This window comes from Providencia sp. PROV267, assembly GCF_028477825.1.
GTDB lineage: Bacteria > Pseudomonadota > Gammaproteobacteria > Enterobacterales > Enterobacteriaceae > Providencia > Providencia stuartii.
Window position 1 is genome coordinate 303,947 of sequence record NZ_JAMPLX010000009.1, and the last position, 22,775, is coordinate 326,721.

At 42.1% G+C, this 22,775-nt stretch carries 20 protein-coding genes and 2 tRNA genes; 7 read left to right on the forward strand and 15 right to left on the reverse strand.

Going from position 1 to position 22,775, the window contains the following annotated elements; genetic code table 11:
* Positions 1–16 precede the first annotated feature (16 nt).
* The 7 genes from deoC to PR709_RS08350 form a co-directional block, all read right to left on the reverse strand.
* Positions 17–796, reverse strand: a complete 780-nt coding sequence (deoC, locus tag PR709_RS08320) for a deoxyribose-phosphate aldolase (protein ID WP_004926644.1) — start codon at positions 794–796, stop codon at positions 17–19.
* A gap of 477 nt (positions 797–1,273) precedes the next feature.
* The gene (locus PR709_RS08325; protein ID WP_169342151.1) at positions 1,274–2,548 is read right to left on the reverse strand and encodes a NupC/NupG family nucleoside CNT transporter; all 1,275 of its coding nucleotides are present in this window, start codon (positions 2,546–2,548) and stop codon (positions 1,274–1,276) included.
* Between the two features lie 304 nt (positions 2,549–2,852).
* A complete protein-coding gene (locus tag PR709_RS08330) occupies positions 2,853–3,635 on the reverse strand; it encodes a metal-dependent hydrolase (protein ID WP_004926638.1) in 783 nt (260 codons plus the stop codon).
* A complete protein-coding gene (locus PR709_RS08335) occupies positions 3,628–4,782 on the reverse strand; it encodes a patatin-like phospholipase family protein (RefSeq protein ID WP_272570858.1) in 1,155 nt (384 codons plus the stop codon). The genes PR709_RS08330 and PR709_RS08335 overlap by 8 nt, the downstream gene beginning before the upstream one ends.
* A 201-nt stretch (positions 4,783–4,983) precedes the next feature.
* Positions 4,984–5,394, reverse strand: a complete 411-nt coding sequence (locus tag PR709_RS08340) for a BON domain-containing protein (RefSeq protein WP_004926633.1) — start codon at positions 5,392–5,394, stop codon at positions 4,984–4,986.
* Positions 5,395–5,673: 279 nt separating this feature from the next.
* A complete protein-coding gene (prfC, locus tag PR709_RS08345; RefSeq protein ID WP_004926630.1) occupies positions 5,674–7,263 on the reverse strand; it encodes a peptide chain release factor 3 in 1,590 nt (529 codons plus the stop codon).
* A 270-nt stretch (positions 7,264–7,533) separates the two neighbouring features.
* Complete coding sequence (locus PR709_RS08350; RefSeq protein WP_004926627.1) at positions 7,534–8,601, reverse strand: tartrate dehydrogenase; 1,068 nt, start codon at positions 8,599–8,601, stop codon at positions 7,534–7,536.
* 108 nt (positions 8,602–8,709) lie between these two features.
* On the opposite strand from PR709_RS08350, the gene PR709_RS08355 reads away from it, so the two are divergent.
* Together PR709_RS08355 and PR709_RS08360 are read left to right on the forward strand one after the other, a co-directional pair.
* Positions 8,710–9,633 (forward strand): LysR substrate-binding domain-containing protein, encoded by a 924-nt coding sequence (locus PR709_RS08355; RefSeq protein WP_053110835.1) that lies wholly within the window; start codon positions 8,710–8,712, stop codon positions 9,631–9,633.
* Between the two features lie 21 nt (positions 9,634–9,654).
* Positions 9,655–10,554, forward strand: a complete 900-nt coding sequence (locus PR709_RS08360) for a helix-turn-helix domain-containing protein (protein ID WP_004926622.1) — start codon at positions 9,655–9,657, stop codon at positions 10,552–10,554.
* A gap of 32 nt (positions 10,555–10,586) precedes the next feature.
* On the opposite strand, the gene PR709_RS08365 is transcribed toward PR709_RS08360, so the two are convergent.
* From PR709_RS08365 to PR709_RS08375, 3 genes are read right to left on the reverse strand one after another with little or no spacing between them, the layout of a single operon-like run.
* Positions 10,587–11,540: a PDR/VanB family oxidoreductase gene (locus tag PR709_RS08365; protein ID WP_004926619.1), complete on the reverse strand. Its 954-nt coding sequence runs from the start codon at positions 11,538–11,540 to the stop codon at positions 10,587–10,589.
* 28 nt (positions 11,541–11,568) lie between these two features.
* Complete coding sequence (locus PR709_RS08370) at positions 11,569–13,017, reverse strand: NAD-dependent succinate-semialdehyde dehydrogenase (protein WP_014656832.1); 1,449 nt, start codon at positions 13,015–13,017, stop codon at positions 11,569–11,571.
* 15 nt (positions 13,018–13,032) lie between these two features.
* Positions 13,033–14,160, reverse strand: a complete 1,128-nt coding sequence (locus PR709_RS08375) for an aromatic ring-hydroxylating oxygenase subunit alpha (RefSeq protein WP_014656833.1) — start codon at positions 14,158–14,160, stop codon at positions 13,033–13,035.
* A gap of 291 nt (positions 14,161–14,451) precedes the next feature.
* Between PR709_RS08375 and PR709_RS08380 the strand changes: the two genes are divergently transcribed.
* Together PR709_RS08380 and PR709_RS08385 are read left to right on the forward strand one after the other, a co-directional pair.
* Positions 14,452–16,020 carry a BCCT family transporter gene (locus tag PR709_RS08380; protein ID WP_004926609.1) on the forward strand — a complete coding sequence of 523 codons (1,569 nt, stop codon included), beginning with the start codon at positions 14,452–14,454 and terminating at the stop codon, positions 16,018–16,020.
* A gap of 211 nt (positions 16,021–16,231) precedes the next feature.
* Entirely contained in the window at positions 16,232–17,284 is a 1,053-nt protein-coding gene (locus PR709_RS08385) for a hypothetical protein (RefSeq protein WP_004926606.1), read from the forward strand.
* A 79-nt stretch (positions 17,285–17,363) separates the two neighbouring features.
* On the opposite strand, the gene rimI is transcribed toward PR709_RS08385, so the two are convergent.
* Together rimI and PR709_RS08395 are read right to left on the reverse strand one after the other, a co-directional pair.
* A complete protein-coding gene (gene rimI / locus PR709_RS08390; protein WP_004926602.1) occupies positions 17,364–17,816 on the reverse strand; it encodes a ribosomal protein S18-alanine N-acetyltransferase in 453 nt (150 codons plus the stop codon).
* Positions 17,785–18,195: a DNA polymerase III subunit psi gene (locus tag PR709_RS08395; RefSeq protein WP_004926599.1), complete on the reverse strand. Its 411-nt coding sequence runs from the start codon at positions 18,193–18,195 to the stop codon at positions 17,785–17,787. The genes rimI and PR709_RS08395 overlap by 32 nt, the downstream gene beginning before the upstream one ends.
* Before the next feature lie 208 nt (positions 18,196–18,403).
* Between PR709_RS08395 and rsmC the strand changes: the two genes are divergently transcribed.
* The 3 genes from rsmC (at position 18,404) to PR709_RS08410 (ending at position 19,813) form a co-directional block, all read left to right on the forward strand.
* A complete protein-coding gene (gene rsmC / locus PR709_RS08400) occupies positions 18,404–19,417 on the forward strand; it encodes a 16S rRNA (guanine(1207)-N(2))-methyltransferase RsmC (protein WP_036941928.1) in 1,014 nt (337 codons plus the stop codon).
* A 155-nt stretch (positions 19,418–19,572) separates the two neighbouring features.
* Positions 19,573–19,658, forward strand: a tRNA-Leu gene (locus PR709_RS08405).
* Positions 19,659–19,727: 69 nt separating this feature from the next.
* Positions 19,728–19,813: transfer RNA gene (locus tag PR709_RS08410), tRNA-Leu, on the forward strand.
* 80 nt (positions 19,814–19,893) lie between these two features.
* Here PR709_RS08410 and PR709_RS08415 read toward each other — a convergent pair.
* From PR709_RS08415 to PR709_RS08425, 3 genes are all read right to left on the reverse strand, one after another.
* Positions 19,894–20,154 (reverse strand): DUF1435 family protein, encoded by a 261-nt coding sequence (locus PR709_RS08415; RefSeq protein WP_004926595.1) that lies wholly within the window; start codon positions 20,152–20,154, stop codon positions 19,894–19,896.
* A gap of 112 nt (positions 20,155–20,266) precedes the next feature.
* A complete protein-coding gene (locus tag PR709_RS08420) occupies positions 20,267–20,800 on the reverse strand; it encodes a GNAT family N-acetyltransferase (protein WP_004926592.1) in 534 nt (177 codons plus the stop codon).
* On the reverse strand, positions 20,784–22,436 hold the full coding sequence (locus PR709_RS08425) for a Na/Pi cotransporter family protein (protein WP_004926590.1): 1,653 nt from the start codon (positions 22,434–22,436) through the stop codon (positions 20,784–20,786). The genes PR709_RS08420 and PR709_RS08425 overlap by 17 nt, the downstream gene beginning before the upstream one ends.
* Positions 22,437–22,775 lie beyond the last annotated feature (339 nt).

The window sequence follows — 22,775 nt, forward strand, 5'->3', positions numbered from 1 at the left end:
CTTAAGCGCGGTCTAATTAATAACTACTGCTTGATTTTTTAGTTTCAAAACCAAGCGTATTCAGCAAATTAGCTAACAGGCTTGATGCACCAAAACGGAAATGGCGAGCATCAACCCAATCTTTACCTAAAATTCTATCTGCTAATGCTAAGTATTGAGCAGCTTCTTCAGCGGTACGCACACCACCAGCCGGTTTAAAACCCACTGTTTTTGCTACGCCCATATCATGGATCACTTGCATCATGATCTCAGCACTTTCAAGGGTGGCGTTAACAGGTACTTTACCTGTTGATGTTTTAATGAAATCTGCTCCTGCTTTAATTGAAATTTCAGAAGCCTTACGGATCAGAGCCGGATCTTTTAGCTCCCCCGTTTCAATAATGACTTTCAAAAGTACATTTGCAGCAGCGCAAGCTTCTTTACAGGCTTTCACTAAATCAAAACCAATTTTTTCGTTCCCAGCCATTAATGCACGATACGGGAAAACCACGTCAACCTCATCTGCACCATAAGCGATAGCCGCACGCGTTTCAGCCAGTGCAATATCAATATCGTCATTACCGTGAGGGAAGTTAGTCACTGTTGCAATACGCACTTCTGGCGTACCTTGCTCACGTAGTGCTTTACGGGCAACAGGGATGAAACGAGGGTAGATACAGATGGCAGCCGTTTGCCCCGCAGGACTTTTCGCTTGATGACACAGTGCAATCACTTTCTCATCAGTATCGTCATCATTCAGGGTGGTTAAATCCATTAGATTTAGTGCGCGTTGCGCAGCTACAGTTAAATCAGTCATAAAAACTCTCCAACTTTGTGAATTCTGTCAGAACAACACGTTCTTTGTTGGCGAGCGGGCTTGGTTCCTTAAAGATGCTACTCGAAAACCCGAATGTAGCAGCTGAATTCCTTCTCACCGCACAATGCCCTAGAGTGTATGCACTCTGAGAACTAGCAGTCCATAGCAGCTAATTTATACCTATTTGACCATGGAACTCGGCTATTTTATGTGCCACAAATCACATTAATTGCCTGAAAGTTACATTGTTAAATACATATTTGTGAACAATGTCTCAATTATACGCTAATTAGTCTCAATTTTATTCTCTCAAATGGCTTTTTATGACTTTTTTTGTCACTTCACGCCATAAATACACTTGATTAAGCGTAGTTCAAAAATAGAAGGATGAAATAAAAAGTAAGAAAGAATATAGCTGAAAATAATGAAATAATAATGAAAGAGAAAGGGCATTTGCCCTTTCTCAAAGATTTGAGGTTATATAATTGCGAGTGTTAGGAAGAAACCAGCAATTGTTGCACTCATTAAGTTAGAGAGTGTACCCGCGAGAACCGCTTTCATACCTAAGCGTGCCACATCACCACGACGGTTTGGCGCCATGCCCCCAAGCCCCCCAAGTAAGATAGCCACAGAAGATAGGTTAGCGAACCCACACAGTGCAAATGAAATAATGGCTTTAGTGTGATCAGACAGAACTTGCTTACCGGCTGCAAGTACATCCGCATCGGCTTTCATGTATTCACCAAAGTTCATAAAGGCCACGAATTCGTTGACAACAATTTTCTGTCCAATAAATGAACCTGCAATTGTTGCTTCACTCCATGGCACACCGATCAAATAAGCAATCGGAGCAAACAACCAACCTAGAATTAATTCAAGAGACAGTTCAGGGTAATCGAACCAGCCACCAATACCACCTAAGATACCGTTAATTAGGGCGATTAAAGCGATAAATGCCAGTAACATCGCACCTACGTTCAAGGCCAATTGCATACCGGAAGCAGCACCTGAAGCGGCTGCATCGATAATATTTGCAGGGCGCTCATCTTCAGCAATCAGCTCTGTCGCATTGACATTATCATACGCTTTTTCCGTTTCTGGCACTAAGAGTTTAGCAAACAGTAACCCACCTGGCGCCGCCATGAATGATGCTGCAATCAAGTATTCCATTGGAACACCCATTTGAGCATAGCCTGCCAGTACAGACCCAGCAACAGAGGCCAAACCACCACACATTACTGCGAATAACTCAGAGTTGGTCATGGTAGAGATATAAGGACGTACAACTAATGGTGCTTCCGTTTGCCCAACAAAGATATTCGCTGTTGCAGATAGAGACTCCGTCCTTGATGTGCCAAGTACTTTTTGCAGGCCACCACCAAGAATCTTGATAACCAGCTGCATAATGCCAAGGTAGTAAAGAACGGCAATTAAAGAGGAGAAGAAGACAATAATTGGCAGTACACGTAGTGCGAAAATAAACCCGCCGCCGCCGAATAGTTCAAACATTTTGTCAGAAACAAGGCCGCCAAAAATAAAGTTCATCCCATCTTGGCCATAACTGATGACTTTAGAAACGCCATCAGACATCCCTTGTAAGACGCTACGACCTGCTGGTACATAAAGCACGAATGCACCGATAACGATTTGGATAAGGAAAGCCCCGCCAACGGTACGGAGTTTAATCGCTCGACGATTGCTGGAAAATAGTACGGCAATACCAATCAGTACTGCCATCCCAACCAGACTCATAATGAGTTGCATGGAAGTATCCCTGTTCACTTAATGCTAGATTGATGTAGAAAGAGAACCCATAAGTTCCCTTGACTCTTTGTGCGATGATTATACCTAGTCCCTTCCAAGAACCCGCAACCTACGTCACAAATACGCAGTGTAAAAAGTAACAAAAATTCAGTTCTTGTGACCAAAATCACATTTAATTATCAGTTTAGTCTGGAAAGCATCGTAGAACACAAAAAATAGGTGAAAAATCGAACGAGATATGCCGATGGAGGAATATAAACCAACTGTTCACTTAAGTGAATTTTGATGGCCTTTATTTGAGCAGATTAAATAATGATAGGCTATTTATGTAAAGTTGCTGCGCAATTTCATCTGGACTTTCGTGGCGTAGTTCACATAACGACTGAAAAATCCATTGAATGCGCTCAGGGCGATTGGGTTCGCCTTGAAAACCAGAGACAGGCATATCTGGTGCATCCGTTTCAAACACCAGTGAAGTAAGAGGTAACTGAGCTATCGCTTGGCGAGTTTTATTAGCTCGTTCGTAGGTGATGGTGCCCCCTACTCCAATCGAATAACCTAATTTAATAAAGGCTTGAGCCTGAGATAAGCTCCCCGCAAACCCGTGAATAACCCCACATGCAGGAACAGGATAACGGCGCAATATTGCCGCTAATTGGTCATGGCTTTTTCGCGAATGTAAAATAACAGGTCGATCATATTGCTTCGCCAATTTTAGCTGTGCAATCAAGACACGTTGTTGTAAATCAAACAACGGCTCTTGCATATAGAGATCAAGACCGATTTCCCCTACTGCAACACATTTTGGGCTATGTTGATGGAGATATTCAGCCAATGTTTCCAAGTGGTGTTCTTGAAAAACATTTAAATACAAAGGGTGCAAGCCGATAGCGGCATGCAGTTGTTGATGATCATGTGCTAACCCCCAAACACGCTCAAAATTATCGGCACTGACAGCAGGAATAATAATATCAGTGACCCCTGCCGCTTGAGCAGCCTCTAGGCTTTTATTGATATCACCAATAAAAGGTGGGAAATCAAAATGGCAATGTGTATCAATAAATCGGTTAGTCATTTTTCTCGTTGATCTGTTGCGCCGGCTCCTCATTGGCTGCCACAATTGCGCCCGTCATAATGGCTTGTGCTGTATCGGTCGCTTTTTTCGCTTTACGTTGAGCGACTAATTCACCATCATGCTGCGCATCAGATATCGCCTCTTCATAATCTTGGAGGATCTGCATCTCTTCATGGGCTGCACTTTCAAAACTAAAGCGATTGACGGCATCATTATTCATTGTAAAGCAGTGACCCAATGCGGCAATAAAATAGCGCCCACAACGACGACCGACATGATAATCCTGATTAAGTGCTGATAAGCGGCTTCCTAATGCACTACTTTTTAACGGTGTCGGTGGATAAATTTCAAAAATCTGTAAATCACCCGGTGGATTTTCAATAAACTCTTGAGTACGACGATAACTTTTCAGATGAACTTTTAGCATGGTTGCCATTCGTTGTAGACCATACTTTTCACCTTCTAGCCAGCGAGTCATTCTCTTGACCCATTCAGGGGTAAAGTACATTTGTGAAGGCACCGTACGGATGACGACAATCGTGTCAGCGCCCTGACGATATGCCTCTTCAACTGGTATCGCCGCACTGATCCCACCATCGTGATACAAAGTCCCTTCAAACTCAACCCCCATGCGATAAAAACCGGGGATCGCACTGGATGCCCGAATGATATCGAGCCATGTATCCGCATTAGGCTTTAAAAATTCGGCTTCAAAATCATCGCTACGGCTTGCCCCCATATAAAACTCACGCCCCGCCTCCATTAACTCAATGCCAGAGGAGATTTGCAGAGGAAACTCTTTCGAGGTGCTTTCCACTAACCAATCTAAATCGATTAAATGCCCCCCTCGAATAAAACGCAGTGGGTTGAAAAAGAGTGGGTTTGTCGTATAACGCGTGATCACTCGCCTAGCATAGCCATATTGACCACAGATATAAGCAGAGAGATTTTGTGCTCCCGCCGATGTGCCAATCATGATATCAAAGGGGTTAAAGCCTGTTTTTAAAAACTCATCCAAAACACCGGCCGTAAAAATACCGCGTTGCCCTCCACCTTCACAGATAAGCGCTGTTTTTCCTTTATTTAGCTCATCATAAAAAGCCAAAGGCTCAATACTGCCAAGTGTTACTGATACATGTTTTCCCATCTTCGTCCCCTGACAACCTTCTACACATAGCGATAGGATGCCTATGTATAAACACAGCCCCATAAAGTAAATTGTCACGAATCAACAATGTAAAAACTGAACCTCTCAGTGAGGTTCAGTTTTTAACTTTGAGCAAATTATTTTAGTCGCTCAACTCACCCAATATGTGCTGACTTGAGCTATTGTGCTGGCCGTTATCGATTAATTCGCCACAACTAAACCATTTTGTACTGATTTTACACCTTCAACCATCGAGACAACCTGAACAATTTTATCGACTTGGTTATTCGATTTCACAAACCCAGAGAGGTAAACAACGCCGTTAACTGTCTTCACCGAAATCGAATTACTGTCGATACCACTGGTTGTTAGCAGCTTACTTTTGACCTTAGCAGTGATGGAGGAATCGTCCATATAGTTATCGACACTTTTCGCGCCACTGGATATCGCTTCGCTGGTATCTTTCCCTGCAATATCTGCTGTTTTAACTGCGCTATCCCAAGTTTCAGCAGCTTGCTCTTTCAATGGGGAGTTTGCCGATGAGCTACACGCAAATAAGGTCCCACTTAACCCAATAACAATTAAAGAACGTAAAAGTGCTGAATGTTTCATCGGTACCTTCCTTATCAACTACTGTTTTAAGTATTGAAATACCCACTGTATCGCCATAATCGACGTCATACGCCATATGCCTAAGCGCTGTCGCTATTTCAATTGATAACTATAGACTATGGGAAAAGCCCCTTGAAATAAAGTATTCAAACGCAAAAGACAGAGTAATCTGCAATATTTAGATAAAAAAACAGGAGAGCATTCGAAAATGGATGGTTAATTTGGGAAAACCCACTACAAAAAAGGCCTTTCTGTAGTGGGCTTAGCCTGAAAATAAAATTAGTGTTCGCGGGTTTTACGGAATTTGACTTCCGGATAACGCTCACTGGTCAAGTTTAGGTTAACCATGGTTGGAGCGATATAAGAAAGATTATCGCCGCCATCAAGTGCTAGGTTCTGCTCGTTCTTACGCTTAAATTCTTCGAATTTCTTCGCGTCATCACACTCAACCCAACGTGCCGTTGATACGTTAACCGCTTCATAAATGGCTTCAACGTTATATTCACTCTTCAAACGAGATACAACGACATCAAACTGCAACACCCCCACAGCACCAACAATCAAATCATTATTGGTCAGTGGACGGAAAACCTGTACAGCCCCTTCTTCTGACAACTGAACCAACCCTTTAAGCAATTGTTTTTGCTTTAATGGGTCGCGCAAGCGAATACGACGGAACAGCTCAGGTGCAAAGTTAGGGATCCCCGTAAATTTCAGATCTTCCCCTTGTGTGAAGGTATCACCAATTTGGATCGTACCGTGGTTATGTAAACCAATAATGTCACCCGCATACGCATTTTCGACATGAGAGCGATCACCTGCCATAAAGGTCAGCGCATCAGAGATGACGACATCTTTTTTCGTACGCACCTGACGCAGCTTCATACCTTTTTCATAAGTTCCTGAAACAATACGCATGAAAGCAACACGGTCACGGTGTTTTGGATCCATATTCGCCTGAATTTTGAAGACGAAACCGGTAAATTTCTCTTCTGTAGCTTCAACTTCACGCACATCGGTTTGACGTGGCTGAGGCGATGGCGCCCACTGGACTAAACCATCTAACATATGATCCACACCAAAGTTACCAAGTGCAGTACCAAAGAAAACCGGAGTCAATTCGCCTTCAAGGAAAGCATCATGATCGAACTCATGAGAGGCCCCTTTTACCAACTCCAACTCATCACGTAACTGAGCCGCTAATTCGTCACCGACTTCTTTATCTAAATCAGGGTTATCTAACCCTTTAATAATACGGACTTCTTGGATTGTATGACCTTGGCCTGTTTGATAAAGGATCGTTTCATCACGTAATAAGTGATAAACCCCTTTGAACAACTTACCGCAACCAATGGGCCACGTAATTGGGCAACATGCGATATTCAGCTCATTTTCAACTTCGTCCATTAACTCCATTGGGTCACGAATATCACGGTCAAGTTTATTCATAAAAGTCAAAATCGGCGTATCACGCAAGCGAGTGACTTCCATCAATTTGCGAGTTCTATCCTCAACCCCTTTACCGGAGTCGATGACCATCAAGCAGCAGTCAACCGCCGTTAAAGTACGATAAGTATCTTCAGAGAAGTCTTCGTGCCCCGGGGTATCCAACAAATTAACTAAACAATCATGATAAGGGAATTGCATCACCGATGTGGTAATTGAGATACCACGTTGCTTTTCCATCTCCATCCAGTCTGATTTTGCGTGTTGATTTGAACCGCGGCCTTTTACCGTTCCCGCACGCTGAATCGCTTGCCCAAATAGCAATACTTTTTCAGTAATGGTGGTTTTACCTGCGTCAGGGTGAGAGATGATCGCAAACGTCCTGCGCGCGTTGACTTCATGTAGAAAATTCTGATCTGCCATTTAACCGTTCTTTTTTGTTTGAATACAGATTTGTACATGCATTAGGAGAGGCAATAGGTGGCTCTTAGCTCAGCAAATCCGTCTTGTTAATCGAAATTGGCGGCTATTTTCTCAGATCTTAGGGTCATAAACAATCAAAGGTCACTTAATTGATAGCGATTGTTACCGAGAAAGAGACTCTTTTTGTTACTGCCATTAAACTAATTAAAACAGAACGGACGACACGCCAAAGCCACTAAGGAGCCTCAGTAGGCTCCCCAAGAAGAGTGACTATTTGGCTAAAATCAGATCAGCAATGGCTTGCCCAAGTTGCTGTGTACTTGCATTTCCGCCCATATCGCGAGTCAAGTGATGGCGCTCTTTGATCACCGTTTCAACCGCATCCATAATGGTATCATGCATTGCTGGGCAGCCGAGATGCTGCATCATCATTGCGGCCGCCCAAATAGTGCCGATTGGGTTAGCAATATTTTGCCCCGCAATATCAGGCGCTGAACCATGTACTGGCTCAAACATAGATGGGAACTGTTTTTCAGGATTAATATTCGCAGAAGGTGCAATGGCAATGGTTCCGGTACAGGCAGGGCCTAAATCCGACAAAATATCACCAAACAAATTGGAGCCTACAATCACATCATAAAATTCAGGCATTCTGACCAAGTTGGCGGCGAAAATATCAATATGGAATTGATCCACTTTCACATCAGGGTAGTGTTTTGCCATTGCCGCAAAACGGCTATCCCAATAAGGCATTGAGTGAAAAAGGCCATTTGATTTCGTTGCCGAACTTAAATGTTTTTTCTCCCGTGATTGTGCCAATTCGAACGCATATTTTAATATCCGATCCGTACCTTTACGGGTAAAAATACTTTGCTGAGACACCACTTCATCTTCAGTACCTTCATACTGAATGCCGCCAATAGCCGAATACTCCCCTTCTACGTTTTCACGTACCACATAGAAATCAATATCACCGGGTTTTTTATCGGCTAAAGGGGATTTGATCCCTTCAAATAGGCGTACCGGACGCAAATTAACATATTGGTTGAAAGCACGGCGGATGGGTAACAACAGCCCCCAAAGTGAAATATGGTCAGGCACACCAGGGAACCCGACTGCGCCAAGGAAAATGGCATCAAATTTTTTTAACTGTTCTAAACCATCTTCAGGCATCATGCGTCCTGTACGATGGTAAGTTTCACAGGACCAATCAAAATGGGTAAAGTTAAGCTTTACCTGATGTTGACTTGCTGCGGCCTCTAAGACTTTTAATCCCTCAGGTATAACTTCTGTTCCAATACCATCACCTGGAATGACTGCGATATTAAATTGTGACATGTCACGGCACTCCCACAACAATAAATTTTATGAGTAAGTAAGATCTCCAGTTTATGGGTTGCTGTGATAAAGTATAGCGTCGAAGTGTAATCTTTGGGTTTACAAACTATGAACAAGCTACCCGCATTGGAAGACATTAGAGTATTTGTCACTGTTGCTCGCTTAATGAGTTTTTCACGAGCCGCGGAGCAACTGCTTGTTTCACCCGCCTATGTCTCCAAACGCATAAAATTACTTGAAGAAAATCTCGGACAGACGCTATTTCTGCGAGCATCCCGCTCAATTAATTTAACTAATGAAGGACGCATTGTTCTGAGCAGTGGTGAGCGGCTATTACACGAACTCGACAATATGCACAATGCGTTAAACGCCTGTCGAGAGGAGATCCGTGGTGAGTTAAGGGTCAGTTGCAGCACAGGCTTTGGTAGCGCCTATCTCAACCCCTTTATCCTAGCATTACGTGCTAACTATCCACTCTTAGGGATCGACCTTACTTTAACCGATCGTTCCATTGATATTATCAGCGAAAACATTGATCTCGATATTTATATTGGTGGCACAATCCCCGATCATTACATTGCGAAGCAAATCGCCAAAAATAAACGCATTCTCTGCGCTTCCCCTGCTTATTTAGAGCAGCATGGCAGCCCTAATCATCCTCAAGAGCTAGAAAAACAACATTTTTGCATTACGATTAAAGAGCGCAACCAAGCACCTGCACAATGGAAACTACAACATCAAACAGAAAGTATGACGGTGGCACCAAATAGTAAGCTCATGGTGAACAATGGTGATGTCGCTAAACAGTGGTGTATCGGCGGTGAAGGTATTTTGTTGCGTTCATTATGGAGTGTACTACCGGAGTTAGAGAGCGGAAAATTAATTCGCGTACTTCCACAATGGAGCCAACCTGCTGATGTGTATGCCGTTTATTCACGCACCGCCCGCAATAATGCAAACTTGCGCGTTTTTATTGAAAATTTAACAGAATACTTATCAAAACATTTACCGCATCAATTTCAGGATGAATAAACAAAAGGTGGACATGAGCCGATGAAAGACACGCAAACATTTGGACAACGTTTGCTGGCCTTATTGAAACAACAAAAAATGAGCCAGTTAAAAGCCGCTGAAGCACTTGGTGTTTCTCGGACTGCCGTCAACAAGTGGACAAAAGGCGGTATGATTGATGAAAACAACCTTGAGAAATTAGCACAATTACTGAATGTTGATAAAATATGGCTCAAATATGGTGAATACACCAATCACGCCTCTACCGCTTCACACCCAGCCATTGTTCGTAATATCAATGAAGTGCATCTTCAAGAGTCCACTGAGATCGTTACTTGGGAATGGGATTTACTCACGGGCGAACTGAACTATTCGGATAATGTTGAAGATGTTTACGGCATCAAAATCACCACTAATGATGATTTTTGGGCTTTAATGAACCAAGAATCGAAAGATAAATTAGTGAATGGTTACTCAAAGATCATTCGTGAAGGTGGCGCCCATGAAATGGATTTTAAAATTGCGTGGGATGATGGCTACCGATGGATCACCTCACGAGCAACCGGTGTTAAAGGTCCAAATGGTAAAGTGACTAAATTGGTAGGGATCAGCCTAGATAACACCGAACGTAAAAATACAGAACTACGGCTACGTAAAATTAAGTGCTACTTTGATGTCTTACTCGCTCACTTTAACCATTTAGTTGTGTTTACCGATAAAGCGGGGGAAATACTTGCCAGTAATCTCGAAAGCCAAACTGCGGATATCGATTATTTGGAATTACAGCGCTTACTCTATCAGCTCGCTATCAATCATAAGCCGTGGTTAGAAGGGGTGTATAGTAAAGGTCACGGCCACATTCACTTCCAAGACCGTGAAATTAGTGCCTCTTATCATCTCAATGATGAGCAGCAGCCATTCCTCATGTTTCAGCTTAAATAACACAAAAGCCCCATTATCGGGGCTAGCATACATTACAAATCTAACACTAACCGTTTAGTCTTAGCACGCGAAACACACAACATCATGGTCTTCTGCTCCGCACGCTCATCATCATCAAGGTAGTGATCGCGATGATCTGCCTCGCCTTCTAAAATTGCCGTTTCACAAGTGCCACACACGCCATTGCGGCACAAACATTCAACCTGAATACGTTTATCTGCTTCGATCGCCTGCAAAATGGAGACATCTTCGCTGATATTTAAGCTAAACCCTGAACGTTGGAAATAAACCTCAAAAGCCTCGCCTTCATTTGCTACTTCACCAAAGTTTTCAAAATGAACTTGAGATTCACCTAAATGTGCATTGCCATGTTCGATAACCGCATTAATTAATGATTCAGGGCCACACACATAAACATGGCTATTTTTGGGTTGCGCTTTAACCAACTGCTCGACAGATAGGCGCTGCGCTTTCGCATTATCATAAAGATATAATCGCTCCCCCAATCGCTCTTGAAGCTGTTCAACAAAAGCAGCCGTATTTTGATCGCGAAAACAGTAATGAAGCTCGAATTCCATACCCGTTTGCTCTAATTCATAAAGGTATGAGAGGAACGGAGTAATACCAATCCCTCCCGCAATCAAAATATGCTTACAAGAACTGTCATGTTTCAATGAAAAATAGTTTTGAGCAGGCGATAAATAAACTAAATCCCCTTCCGCTAACTGTTCATGCATATAAGCAGAGCCGCCTTTCGAGTTCTCATCGCGTAGCACAGAAATACGGTAACAATGGCAATCTTTAGGATCGCTAATTAACGAATAAGCCCGCTGTAATCCCAGCTCTTCGTTCATGTGTACCGTAATATGGCTCCCCGCACTAAACGGTTCAAGCAAGGTCTCTTTTGCAACGAACTCGAACATTTTAATGGTTGGGCTAAGTTGCTCTATGCGGCTAACATTTACGGCTATTTTTTGTTGGCTCATCACAATTCCCTCTTTTACTGATTACTGGCTAAGCGATGTCAATACACAGATATTTCACGGTCAGGTAGTCCTCTATGCCATATCGGGAACCTTCTTTGCCTAGGCCCGATTGCTTAACACCACCAAATGGAGCAACTTCATTGGAGATCAGGCCTGTATTAATCCCAACCATGCCGCTTTGCAGTTTCTCTGCCACGCGATAAACACGACCAATATCTTTTGAAAAGAAATAGGCGGCTAAACCATAGATCGTATTATTCGCTCGCTTAATAACCTCATCTTCATCACGAAAACGAATAAGTACCGCGATAGGGCCAAAAATCTCTTCGTGTACGATATCCATTGAATCATCCACATCCACTAACACTTTTGGATTGATAAAATTACCTTGCTCAGTGATTTCATTCCCCAACGTTAGCTGCTTGGCACCTTTAGCAAGTGCATCTTTAACTAATAAATTCATATTATCGATGGCTCGAGATGTAATCATAGGCCCAATATCAGTACCCTCATCCAACCCATTTCCAACACGTAACTGGCTTACTTTTGCGGTGAATTTCTCGATAAATGGCGCATAGATGGACTCATGAATATAAAAACGATTCACACAAACACAGGTTTGCCCACCATTACGAAATTTTGCCTGTATTGCACTGTTTACCGCTTTATCAATATCCGCATCATCAAACACAATAAAAGGGGCATTTCCCCCAAGCTCTAAAGCGCTTTTTTTGATCGTTGAGGCACACTGCTCATACAGTTGACGTCCAACTTGCGTAGAGCCAGTAAAAGAAAATTTACTGATCAATTCATGACGTGTGAGTAATTCCCCTAAAACACGAGATTCCCCTGTCACAATGTTCAGCACCCCAGCAGGTACGCCAGCTTGTTGCGCTAACTCAGCAAGTGCGAGAGCCGTAAACGGTGTTTCACTGGCGGGTTTGATGATCATGCTACAGCCCGCTGCTAATGCGGGAGCGGCTTTGCGCGTGATCATTGCGGCGGGGAAGTTCCACGGCGTAATGGCACTACACACACCAATCGGTTGCTTGATGGTTAAAAGACGGTTGCTAGCTACGGTTTGCGGGATCGTCTCACCATAAACTCGCTTGCCTTCCTCTGCAAACCATTCGATAAACGAGGCGGCATAACGAATTTCCCCTTTAGCCTCATTCAACGGTTTGCCCTGCTCTAATGTCATCAACAAACCTAAGTCATCCATATTGGCTTCAATCAATGTAAACCAGCGATGTAAAATCGTAGCACGTTGTTTTGCCGTGAACTGACGCCAAGCCTCCATCGCATGATGTGCCTTCACAATCGCATCATTCACCTGCTCTGGTGAAAGGCTGGGTACAGTACCCAGCACCGATTGATCCACAGGGTTCAATACTGAAATAGTCTTCGAACTATCCACCCATTGACCATTGATATAGCAAGACTGGCGGAATAGCGCTGGGTTATTTAACCTATTCATGTGCTATTTCTCCCGTCACTCAGTGTGTGCCGTTGCAATCAGCTTATGGAAGTGTGCGACGCCATGCTCACTGATCCCACTACGTTGCCTATCAGCCATGATCCGCCCTTGCCCTCGATAGCCACGGGAACGTAACCCTTTTTGAACACTCTCAACGAGGCGTAGATCTTCTGGGCGAAATACCGTCCGATACCACTCCACTAAGTTCTTTTGGTACTCCGTCAATTCTTCGTTTAAGAAATAGATATCGTAATGCTGCAACGTTTCTCCCGCACTAACCGGAAACTCATAAATGACGGTCATAAAATCGCCACCTGGCGGCATATTAAACATGGTGCTAGGCCAAATCCAAAAGCCGAAGAAACGTGGATTGACTACTGATTCATCAAATTGATATGACGACTCTGAAGGTTTGGCTTGACCAATCTGTACCGTCCAGTTTTCATTCAACTGGTGCTCATACACATTCACATCGACCGAGCTAGCAAAACTGACATGGTTTGTTGGACAGTGATAACATTCGATATAGTTATCAACAATCGTCTTCCAGTTAGCTGGCGTATGGCTGACAAAGCGTGCCGCTAATTTCAGATCACGGATCACTGAGCAAGCTTCTTCCATTTTTGCCGCTAATCCAGGCAGTTGCTCCTCGATAGGTTGAGGCTCCCCTTCTGTCAAATTAATATAAATAAACCCTGCGTGCTCAATCACATGAAAACTGCTCAATGACATGGCATCGGCTTCAAAGTTATTTACGTTTTCGCAGTTTGTCGCATGTGCCAATTGACCATCCAATTTGAATGCCCAAGCATGATAAGGGCAAGTGATGACATTTTTCATTTTACCGCTTTCACCACTGATCAACTGATGGCCTCGATGCGGGCAGACATTATAAAAGCCCCGCAAAACATCATCTCGCCCCCTAACGATAACAAGGCTTTCGCCAATCAACTGGCGAGTGATATAGGCATTTTTCTCTTTCACCTCACTACTGTGAGCAACACAAACCCAAGAGTTAGCAAAGATATTTTCTTTTTCGAACTCAAATACGTCATCTGACGTGTAATAGCGTGCAGGAATGGTCCACGCATTATCAATATCAAGGTGATCATTAATCGAAATGACTTTTTTTGCATTGCTCATCATTATTGCCTCACTTATGTAAACTTATAGTTAACATGTTTTTTGGGAATGTTAATCTAGATCTCAATAATGATCAAACAAAATATTAAACATTATTATAACAATAATAATTTACCTATTTAAAACATATAGATAACAACATACCGTGAAATACATTTGTTAATTGCAGGTTAATTAATTGTTGACCACGCAATATTTTCATGGATATTCTCTGTAAACCAAAAGTAGCATTCCCTGCAAACCAACTCTCATTAAAAGACATAAAAATAAGTGAGCAACTGGAGAAGAGGTATGATGAATAATAAGAAATCTGTATTTTACGTATCACTCGCCTTTAGTCTGGTATTAATCAGCTTAGGCGCCTTTATACCTGACAAACTCGAAGCATTTTCAAATTACTCTCTGGGTTTTATCTATAACAATTTAGGTTGGTTTATACTCGGAGCCGTTTTTATCTTTTTTAGTTTTTGTATGTATCTCGGTTTTTCAAAGTTTGGTCATATTCGGCTTGGAGAGGACAGTGATCGCCCCGAATATCGTACCGCAACATGGGTTGGAATGTTATTTAGTGCATCGATTGGGATTAGCCTCGTGTTTTGGGGAGTTGCCGAGCCTGTTTCTTACTATATCAGCCCTCCAGTTGGTACAGGCTATACCGAACAAGCAGCAAAAACCGCCATGCAATATGTCTATTTACATTGGGGGGTCTCAGCTTGGGCCTGCTATGCCTTAGTCGGTGTATCATTAGCCTTTTTCCAATTTAGAAAGAAATTACCTTCATCGCTGAGCTCTGTGTTTTACCCACTGATCGGTGAACGTATCAAAGGCTCGATAGGGAAATGGGTCGATGTATTAGTGGTATTGTCGATCGTTATTGGTATTGCGACCTCGCTAGGCTTTGGCACACTGCAAGTTAACAGTGGCATGAATTACTTATGGGGGATCCCTGTAAGTATCTGGATCCAAATTGCGATTATTGCAGTGGTCACCATCATTTATATCATGTCGACCATCTCTGGTTTACAAGGTGCGATTAAGCATTTATCTAACTTAAATATGCTATTAGCATTCGCCTTGATGGGTTTTATTCTCTTTGCTGGCCCGACACAAACGATCCTTAAAGTTCTTTTTCAAGGTATTGGTGACTATGTACAAAACTTTGTCAGTATGTCATTCCGTACTGAACCCTATAATGATGGTGCTTGGATTGCGAACTGGACTCTCTTTTACTTCGGCTGGTGGATTGCATGGGCGCCTTTAGTAGGGAGTTTCGTGGCGCGTATTTCCAAAGGGCGTACCATTAAAGAGTTTATGATTGGCGCTGTCTTTATTCCTGTGTTCGGCTCATTCGCTTGGTTTGCCGTGATGGGAGGCTCAGCCATCCATCTTATCCAAAACATGGGACAAAAAGCACTTGCAGAAGCGGTGAAATCAGATGTGACTTCTGCTTTCTTTAAATTCTTAGACTATTTCCCTGCAAGCACCTTCTTATGCGTATTGGCTATGGTTTTAGTGATGGTTTTCTTTATTACTTCAGCAAACTCAGCCGTATTCGTATTGGGAATGGTCAGTGAAAATGGTAACCCAAACCCAACCCATACGACGAAGACCATTTGGGGAGTGGTTATCGCGGCTATTGCTATCGTATTGATCATCACAGGTGGATTATCCGGTTTACAATCTGCTTTAGTTGCCACTGCTATCCCGCTTTCCATATTAATGCTATTGATGTGTTATTCGACATACAAAGGCCTTAATGAAGAGGTCCGCACAGAAAAAGCAGAAAAGAAGTACCGCAAAAAAAGCCAAGTTGTGATCAATCCCCCTATTCTACCTGCATCTGAAAAGCTATCTAAATAACCCTCTAAAAGCCTATTAGAATAAAACCACAGTTTGGATACTGTGGTTTTTCATGCCGTCAAATAAAAAGCATCCGATTATAAGATCAAACACTAATAGATTAAGAAATCGAAAAAAAATAATATTTTTTTATTATTCCTTAATTAATGAATTAGTTTTTATTCATTAAAAATCGTTATCTAACAAATTGAATTATAGGAATAATAAAATTATGCCAGACAATAAAACCATTAATCACATTTTCCTCAGCAGTGAGATCGCCACGCTTTTACAGGAAAAGTCCTATCAATTCGCTTTAAATGGTGGGCCTCAAATATCAGGAAGTCAAAAATTAGCGGAGCAGGTTGCAACTCAGTTATACAACTTATTCAATGATGAAGATAAGAAACTACTGGATGACTATAGGAATGAAAAAATTCCTTATTTAGTTTTTGAAGGGTTTGTGGATACGGACGTTAATGGTGAACCGATTAACCTTCCGAATAAAAGCGCCTTACCGACCCTCCAAGAATTAGAAAGTGATATCGAAATTTTAAAATTGGCCTCACAAGAGCAAATTATTTTAGCATTATTAAATGAAACCACATTTGCTTATGATACTGAAAACCTAGGAAATATTATTAGAATTGTAGCTAACTTTAATGGCGGTGGTGCTGAAAAACGCCAAAATGAAGCCCCAGATGCCAGTTCCCATTCGGGCAAAGCGGTCGTACCACACACTGAAGACCCTTATTACTCCGCAATTAACGTTATCGATGGGCACTCCCCTTCACCGTCATCGCTGATACTCACTGCAAGGTGGAACCCTTTATCAGAAACAACAAAAGTAGCCCCCATTAAGCGCATCATTGACCAATTATCACCTGAAGAAATCGTTGCTTTAACCACAGCCAGCTTTGATTTCCGTAAAGCGAAAACAGCCAGTGAAGGAAAAAGTATCGGTGGAAAATGTATTTCTATCCTTGAACTTGATAAGCATGGAAAATTGAATATGAATTATAATTCAGAGCGTTTTTCACTCAATCCCGCGGCTTCAGAATTCGTCCAAAAAACGTATAATAAATTTAATTCTATTGCCGAAAATATGGAATTTGATGCCGTCGATTTGCAGCCATATAGGATGATAGTGATTAATAATAAATTAAGCTTACATAGTCGGGATATTGTAAAAGATAACCGTCGCACACTGGTTCGGCTTTTTGGTTACCGAAAAGATGCTGAATATAATATGGTTAGCCAAGACCCACTCATTGTAAAAGGCTAATATGGCTTAAGTATTCGTATTAAATAATCGGCAGGCAAATTTACCACGACCCATATTCGGCCGTGGTTTAATAATCACATTATGCGTCATTAAACAGGGTTAATGCCAAAATAAGCGCATCTTCTCGCCCCTGCTTTGCAGGGTAATAATCTTTACGTACCGTCACTTGATGAAACCCTAATTTATCATACAGGTGCAGCGCCGGTGCATTCGATTCACGAACTTCAAGCCATAATGTCAAAATCCCTTTATCAACCAGATCCTTAATCAGTTGCTCCATTAACATACGCCCATACCCTTTTCCTTGATAATCGGGGTGCACGGCAATATTAAAGAGTGTTGCCTCATCAAGAACACACTGTGTTATAGCAAAACCAACGATCTGATTATTAAGAGTAATTTTGATGTTATGATACTTTTCCCCTTGGTTTCCATAAAAAACACGCTCAGTCCAAGGAAAATCATGACTTAACTTTTCGATTAAGAAAGCTGTCGCAAGATCAGACTGCTTTAGTGCTGAAATTTTCGTCATATTGATAAATCTGCTCCCAAAGTGCCCGTTTAGCGCTATTGCTGGCTGCCAGCTCATCTAATACAGGAGAAATAAAGGTTGTATTTAACCCTTCTGGATGAGATTGGCCGCCTAAGACCCAACAATTTATTGTTATTGGTGTTGGAAGCATTGCCAATTGCTCTGAATTAATACAAACCACATCCGTTGGATAAATTTTCATCGCCAGAAAAATATCTTTTAACAGACGGTTGTTTAAATCAAGGTTCTCATCAGTAATAATAATAAGCTTAGTCGAATCTGGAATTCTTACACCACGTTCACCACGTAATACAGCAGGGTTTCTCACTACCCATTGAGTGATACCCATTTGATTTAAAAGTCTGTCACGTCGTGCCATTCATTTCATTCCAGTCGCTATGTTAACAACGACATCTTATCAAAGCGGATCAATAGCGCCAACAGAGCAATGCTATTTCCCCATTTTCTGATAAAGTGTGCACAAAATAATTAGGCTTACATACATACCATAAACAATTTGCATTGTAGCTAGACGCTAAAACGCGATGGCTCGAAAGATTGAGGGTATTTTAGGAGATCAACAAAGTATGTCACTACTGACACCGGCTAGCGAAGTTATCCAACGCCACCTTGAGCATTTTACCGATCGCCATGTCATTTTAGCGGGTGACATCCAAGATGAATTAGCAGCAACCTTAGAAGCTGCGAGCGTACGTGTTCTCACTAATCAATACCATCGTTGGCAAAATTTGCACTCCTTAATGGGCGACAGTGTGAAATTTGCTGCGGTAGCAGATGCTGATTTTGTACGTCCTTGCAATACCCTGATCTATTTCTGGCCTAAAAATAAACAAGAAGCCTGCTTTCAACTGGATGATTTATGCACTCACCTGACCACAGGTAGCCAAATTTTTATTGTTGGCGAAAACCGTAGCGGTGTAAAAAGTGCCGAATCTATCATGGAAGGCATCGCGACATTGCAAAAAATTGACTCTGCAAGACGCTGTGGGCTGTATTATGGTGAGTTAGAACAACCTACGGATTTTGATATAACTCGTTGGTGGCGCCGCTATGAAGTAGAGAACGTACAGATCCAAGCCTTACCTGGCGTGTTTAGTCACAATGAATTAGATATTGGTAGTGAACTCCTACTTTCTACACTGAATGAGCCTATTACAGGTAATCTACTTGATATTGCTTGCGGTAATGGCGTTTTAGCTGCCGTCGTCGGAAGCCAAAACCCTAATGTAACATTGACACTGAGTGATGTGAGCGCGGCTGCTATTGCCTCCTCTATCGCCACATTACAAGCCAATCAGTTAACTGGCAAAGTACTTGCAAGCGATGCCTACTCAGATATCAATGACACCTTTGATTGGATTATCTCTAACCCCCCTTTCCATGATGGGTTAAATACCAGCTACAGTGCAGCTGAAAATATGATTTTCCAAGCCCCGAAATACCTGAAAAAAGGTGGGCGACTCCGTATTGTGGCCAATGCTTTTTTACCTTATCCAGACATGCTTGATAAGGCATTTGGCAGCCATGAAGTATTAGCAAAAACAGGTAAATTTAAGGTTTATCAAGCAATTAAACGCTAATCCATAAACCTCTATGATTTCTATCGCGGCTAACCAAGAAATGGTTGGCCGTTTTTACATCAAATAATAAAAGCATAATAAAAAAATTATTGACGCGCGGCTAAATTAGCCTAAAATCCGCTGCGTACTATCGACACAAAATAGAGTCTGATATTGCGAGGGTGGCGGAATTGGTAGACGCGCTAGCTTCAGGTGTTAGTGTCCTTCGGACGTGGGGGTTCAAGTCCCCCCTTTCGCACCATACAGACTACAATTTTTAATCACCAAGTTAAAAATTAAATCGATAGCTTTCAATGAATTGACAGTACCTGCGAGGGTGGCGGAATTGGTAGACGCGCTAGCTTCAGGTGTTAGTGCCCTTCGGGCGTGGGGGTTCAAGTCCCCCCTTTCGCACCACTGTTAACTTCCTATCTCGATCAACGAACCCTTTCCCTATAACCCGAAGATTCGCTGTAGGCGTGTAAACTACGGTTATCTTATACGCTATGTTGTGAGACTAAAGCCATTAGACTGCATAACAGTGCTATCACGGCGGGGATAATCAATAAGCGCCGAGAGCCGCGGTTGAATAACATTGCGGCGGTGGTTAGCATAGTCACTATCGTGACAGCTTTAAGGCTATTTAGCCCCATATTGCTGAGTAGATAAATCACGCTCAACAAAATAACCGCGAAAACACCCCATAACCCTGCTGTAGAGCGACGTAGATAAGTGCTTTTTGTTACGCTAGTTGGCATAGCGACCTCAACAATCTAAATGATAATGATTATCAATCATATCTTGTTTTTGGCAAAATACAATATTTTTTATTGAGGAAACCATGCCGATTTAAGAAAAAATAAAAGCTATTTATTGATTAAATAAATAAACAAAATGAATATCTTCAGGCTCTAAGGCAAATAGCTCTGGGTCTGGCTTATCCAGCAATTCACACCCCATATACTGATAAAAATGGACTGTATTTTCAGAAGGCGTTGCTGATACATATAAGCCAGCTGCCCCTTTCTCTTTGGCTAATTCACAGCACTGATTAAATAACATGCCCCCTAAGCCCTCACCCCGATAGCGGTGGCTAACATGTAAGAATGACAATTGAAGTAAATTACGCTCTTCACCACGCCATACATTATCTAAACTTGCAGCGGCAATTAGTGTGTCATGATCAAACACGCCAATAAATACCGCTCCGTTATCATAGCTTTCGAGTAAATGTGGCGTATATGCCTCAGGTTCACCTTCCGGCCAACCTTTCATATCAAAGCGTTGCGCGGATAACACTAATTTCCCATTTTGGTGAAGATATAAATTTTCGATTAATTCTGTTCTATCAATTGACCAAACCGAAGGAACTTCATCCCTTGTTAATTCACGTATTTTTCTCATTTTCTAAACTCAATTGTTCTTTACGGCTTTCTGCTACGCCTTCTAGCGCATGATAAGCAACGGCACAAAATAATGAATTCAACCGTTTCATATCGCCTAGCAGGCTAACATGTAAGTTACTAGTATCTAGACTTTGCATATTTTGTTTGTGTAACCTTTCAACGTGCGCATAAGCAAAGCGTTGGTTAATAAGACGAAAACGGTGTTTTGCACGCCGTAGACGTTTCGCATTATCAATATCGGCCGAAACAAAAACAGACATCCCTAGATTCAAATTCGTCTGTAATCGCTCAAGTAAAGAATGTAGCTCTTTATAACCTTCATTAGAGAAGGAACGGCGATTATCAATCGATTTTTTGACTAACTCAGAAGTCATTCGGTGGATGATAGTCGATGATTGCTGCAAATTAAAAGCAGTATCAATAATTTCAGCCCAACGCCTTGAATCTTCCTCACTGAGTTCGCTTTGATGTAACTGCGCTAAATAGAGTTTAATGCTGCTATGCAGCATATCGACCTCTTCATCCAAGCGGTTAATTTCCCTTTTCTGCTCTTTATTACCGTTAAGAACATCTGTAAAACGTTGAAGCATTAATTCAAGTAGATCCCCCATACGTAATGTTTCTCGTACGGCGTTAGCGATTGCCAGTGATGGCGTCTCTAATGCACTTTTATCCAAATAACGCGGGGCAACCTCTTGCTCCATCGAAGGAACAATAGGGATTAATTTATTACATAACCTCGCCATTGGCCCAACAAAAGGCAACATGACAAGACAACGAGCTAGGTTATAAAACACGTGAAAATAGATCACGATTTCGGCTTCATTAAAGCCGTAGCCCCCAATCCATTCTGCCAGTGGTTTCACCCAAGGTAATACGACAACACAGCCGATTAGTTTAAATAGCAAACTCCCCAGAACGACTTGTCGTGAAATTTCATTTTGCCCGCGGCTACTCATCATGGCGAGTAAGCCACTACCAATGTTAGAGCCAATAACGATACTCAAGCTAATATAAAGAGGCACCAAGCCTGTTGCGCTTAATGTGGCAGTCAATAACACCGCTGCTAAGCTTGAATAACTCACCATGGCAAACAGAGCACCCACCAGCAGTGCCAAAACAACATCCCCACTTAACGAGGTAAAAATTGCTTTCACCGCATCAGCATGGGTAATCGGCTCTGCCGATGCCACAATTAACTGTAACGCTAATAAAATAAGCCCAAGCCCGATACCGACACGACCAATTTGCCCTGTTCGATTTTTCTTTTGGCTTAAAAAGGTTGAAACACCCACAAGGATCAGCAGCGGTGATAACCAAGAGAGATCAAACGTTAACACCCTCGCCATCAACGCTGTCCCGACATCGGCACCAAGCATGATAACCATGGCAGGCGTTAATGAAATCAGCCCCTGAGAAACAAAAGAGATAACCAGTAATGCCGTTGCATTACTACTTTGCACGAGCGCAGTTACCCCTACGCCGGAAAGAAATGCGCTTGTTCTCTTATTAACACTCTTTCCTAAAATACGGCGTAGATCTGCACCAAAAACCCGCATAATACCAGTACGGACAATATGTGTGCCCCAAACTAGCAATGCGACAGATGATAAAAGATGTAAAAGTGCCAGCATTGAAACCCTATGACGTTATATTTGTTATATTTAAGACAATGGTGATAAAACTGTACGAGTGATTTCAAACGGAAGGAGACCGCCTTTTTCACTCTTGCTTGATGGATGAATTAATTAGATAACTTAAAACGTTGCCGAATTAAGTGAAATCATACAATCATACATTATTTTTATTATTATTCAAAAAGTTAACAATAAACCTTAATGCGGATGGTATGAATAAGCGATTAAACTCTCCCCACTATGCCACAATACGCATCAAGCAGGCTCAATCGTCTAATCATTTTTTATACCTGAATCGCTGAGTTAACGCAAAAAAGTTAATGTAAGAGAGCGTAA

Coding starts and splice junctions, on each gene's coding strand:
- PR709_RS08420 (WP_004926592.1), bottom strand. CDS start 20,800: ATGAGAAAAATACGTGAATTAACAAGGGATGAAGTTCCTTCGGTTTGG.
- PR709_RS08425 (WP_004926590.1), bottom strand. CDS start 22,436: ATGCTGGCACTTTTACATCTTTTATCATCTGTCGCATTGCTAGTTTGG.
- PR709_RS08325 (WP_169342151.1), bottom strand. CDS start 2,548: ATGAGTCTGGTTGGGATGGCAGTACTGATTGGTATTGCCGTACTATTT.
- PR709_RS08385 (WP_004926606.1), top strand. CDS start 16,232: ATGCCAGACAATAAAACCATTAATCACATTTTCCTCAGCAGTGAGATC.
- PR709_RS08355 (WP_053110835.1), top strand. CDS start 8,710: ATGAACAAGCTACCCGCATTGGAAGACATTAGAGTATTTGTCACTGTT.
- PR709_RS08395 (WP_004926599.1), bottom strand. CDS start 18,195: ATGGCACGACGTGACAGACTTTTAAATCAAATGGGTATCACTCAATGG.
- PR709_RS08370 (WP_014656832.1), bottom strand. CDS start 13,017: ATGAATAGGTTAAATAACCCAGCGCTATTCCGCCAGTCTTGCTATATC.
- PR709_RS08330 (WP_004926638.1), bottom strand. CDS start 3,635: ATGACTAACCGATTTATTGATACACATTGCCATTTTGATTTCCCACCT.
- PR709_RS08350 (WP_004926627.1), bottom strand. CDS start 8,601: ATGTCACAATTTAATATCGCAGTCATTCCAGGTGATGGTATTGGAACA.
- rimI (WP_004926602.1), bottom strand. CDS start 17,816: ATGACGAAAATTTCAGCACTAAAGCAGTCTGATCTTGCGACAGCTTTC.
- PR709_RS08380 (WP_004926609.1), top strand. CDS start 14,452: ATGATGAATAATAAGAAATCTGTATTTTACGTATCACTCGCCTTTAGT.
- PR709_RS08365 (WP_004926619.1), bottom strand. CDS start 11,540: ATGAGCCAACAAAAAATAGCCGTAAATGTTAGCCGCATAGAGCAACTT.
- PR709_RS08335 (WP_272570858.1), bottom strand. CDS start 4,782: ATGGGAAAACATGTATCAGTAACACTTGGCAGTATTGAGCCTTTGGCT.
- PR709_RS08340 (WP_004926633.1), bottom strand. CDS start 5,394: ATGAAACATTCAGCACTTTTACGTTCTTTAATTGTTATTGGGTTAAGT.
- deoC (WP_004926644.1), bottom strand. CDS start 796: ATGACTGATTTAACTGTAGCTGCGCAACGCGCACTAAATCTAATGGAT.
- PR709_RS08375 (WP_014656833.1), bottom strand. CDS start 14,160: ATGAGCAATGCAAAAAAAGTCATTTCGATTAATGATCACCTTGATATT.
- rsmC (WP_036941928.1), top strand. CDS start 18,404: ATGTCACTACTGACACCGGCTAGCGAAGTTATCCAACGCCACCTTGAG.
- PR709_RS08415 (WP_004926595.1), bottom strand. CDS start 20,154: ATGCCAACTAGCGTAACAAAAAGCACTTATCTACGTCGCTCTACAGCA.
- PR709_RS08360 (WP_004926622.1), top strand. CDS start 9,655: ATGAAAGACACGCAAACATTTGGACAACGTTTGCTGGCCTTATTGAAA.
- prfC (WP_004926630.1), bottom strand. CDS start 7,263: ATGGCAGATCAGAATTTTCTACATGAAGTCAACGCGCGCAGGACGTTT.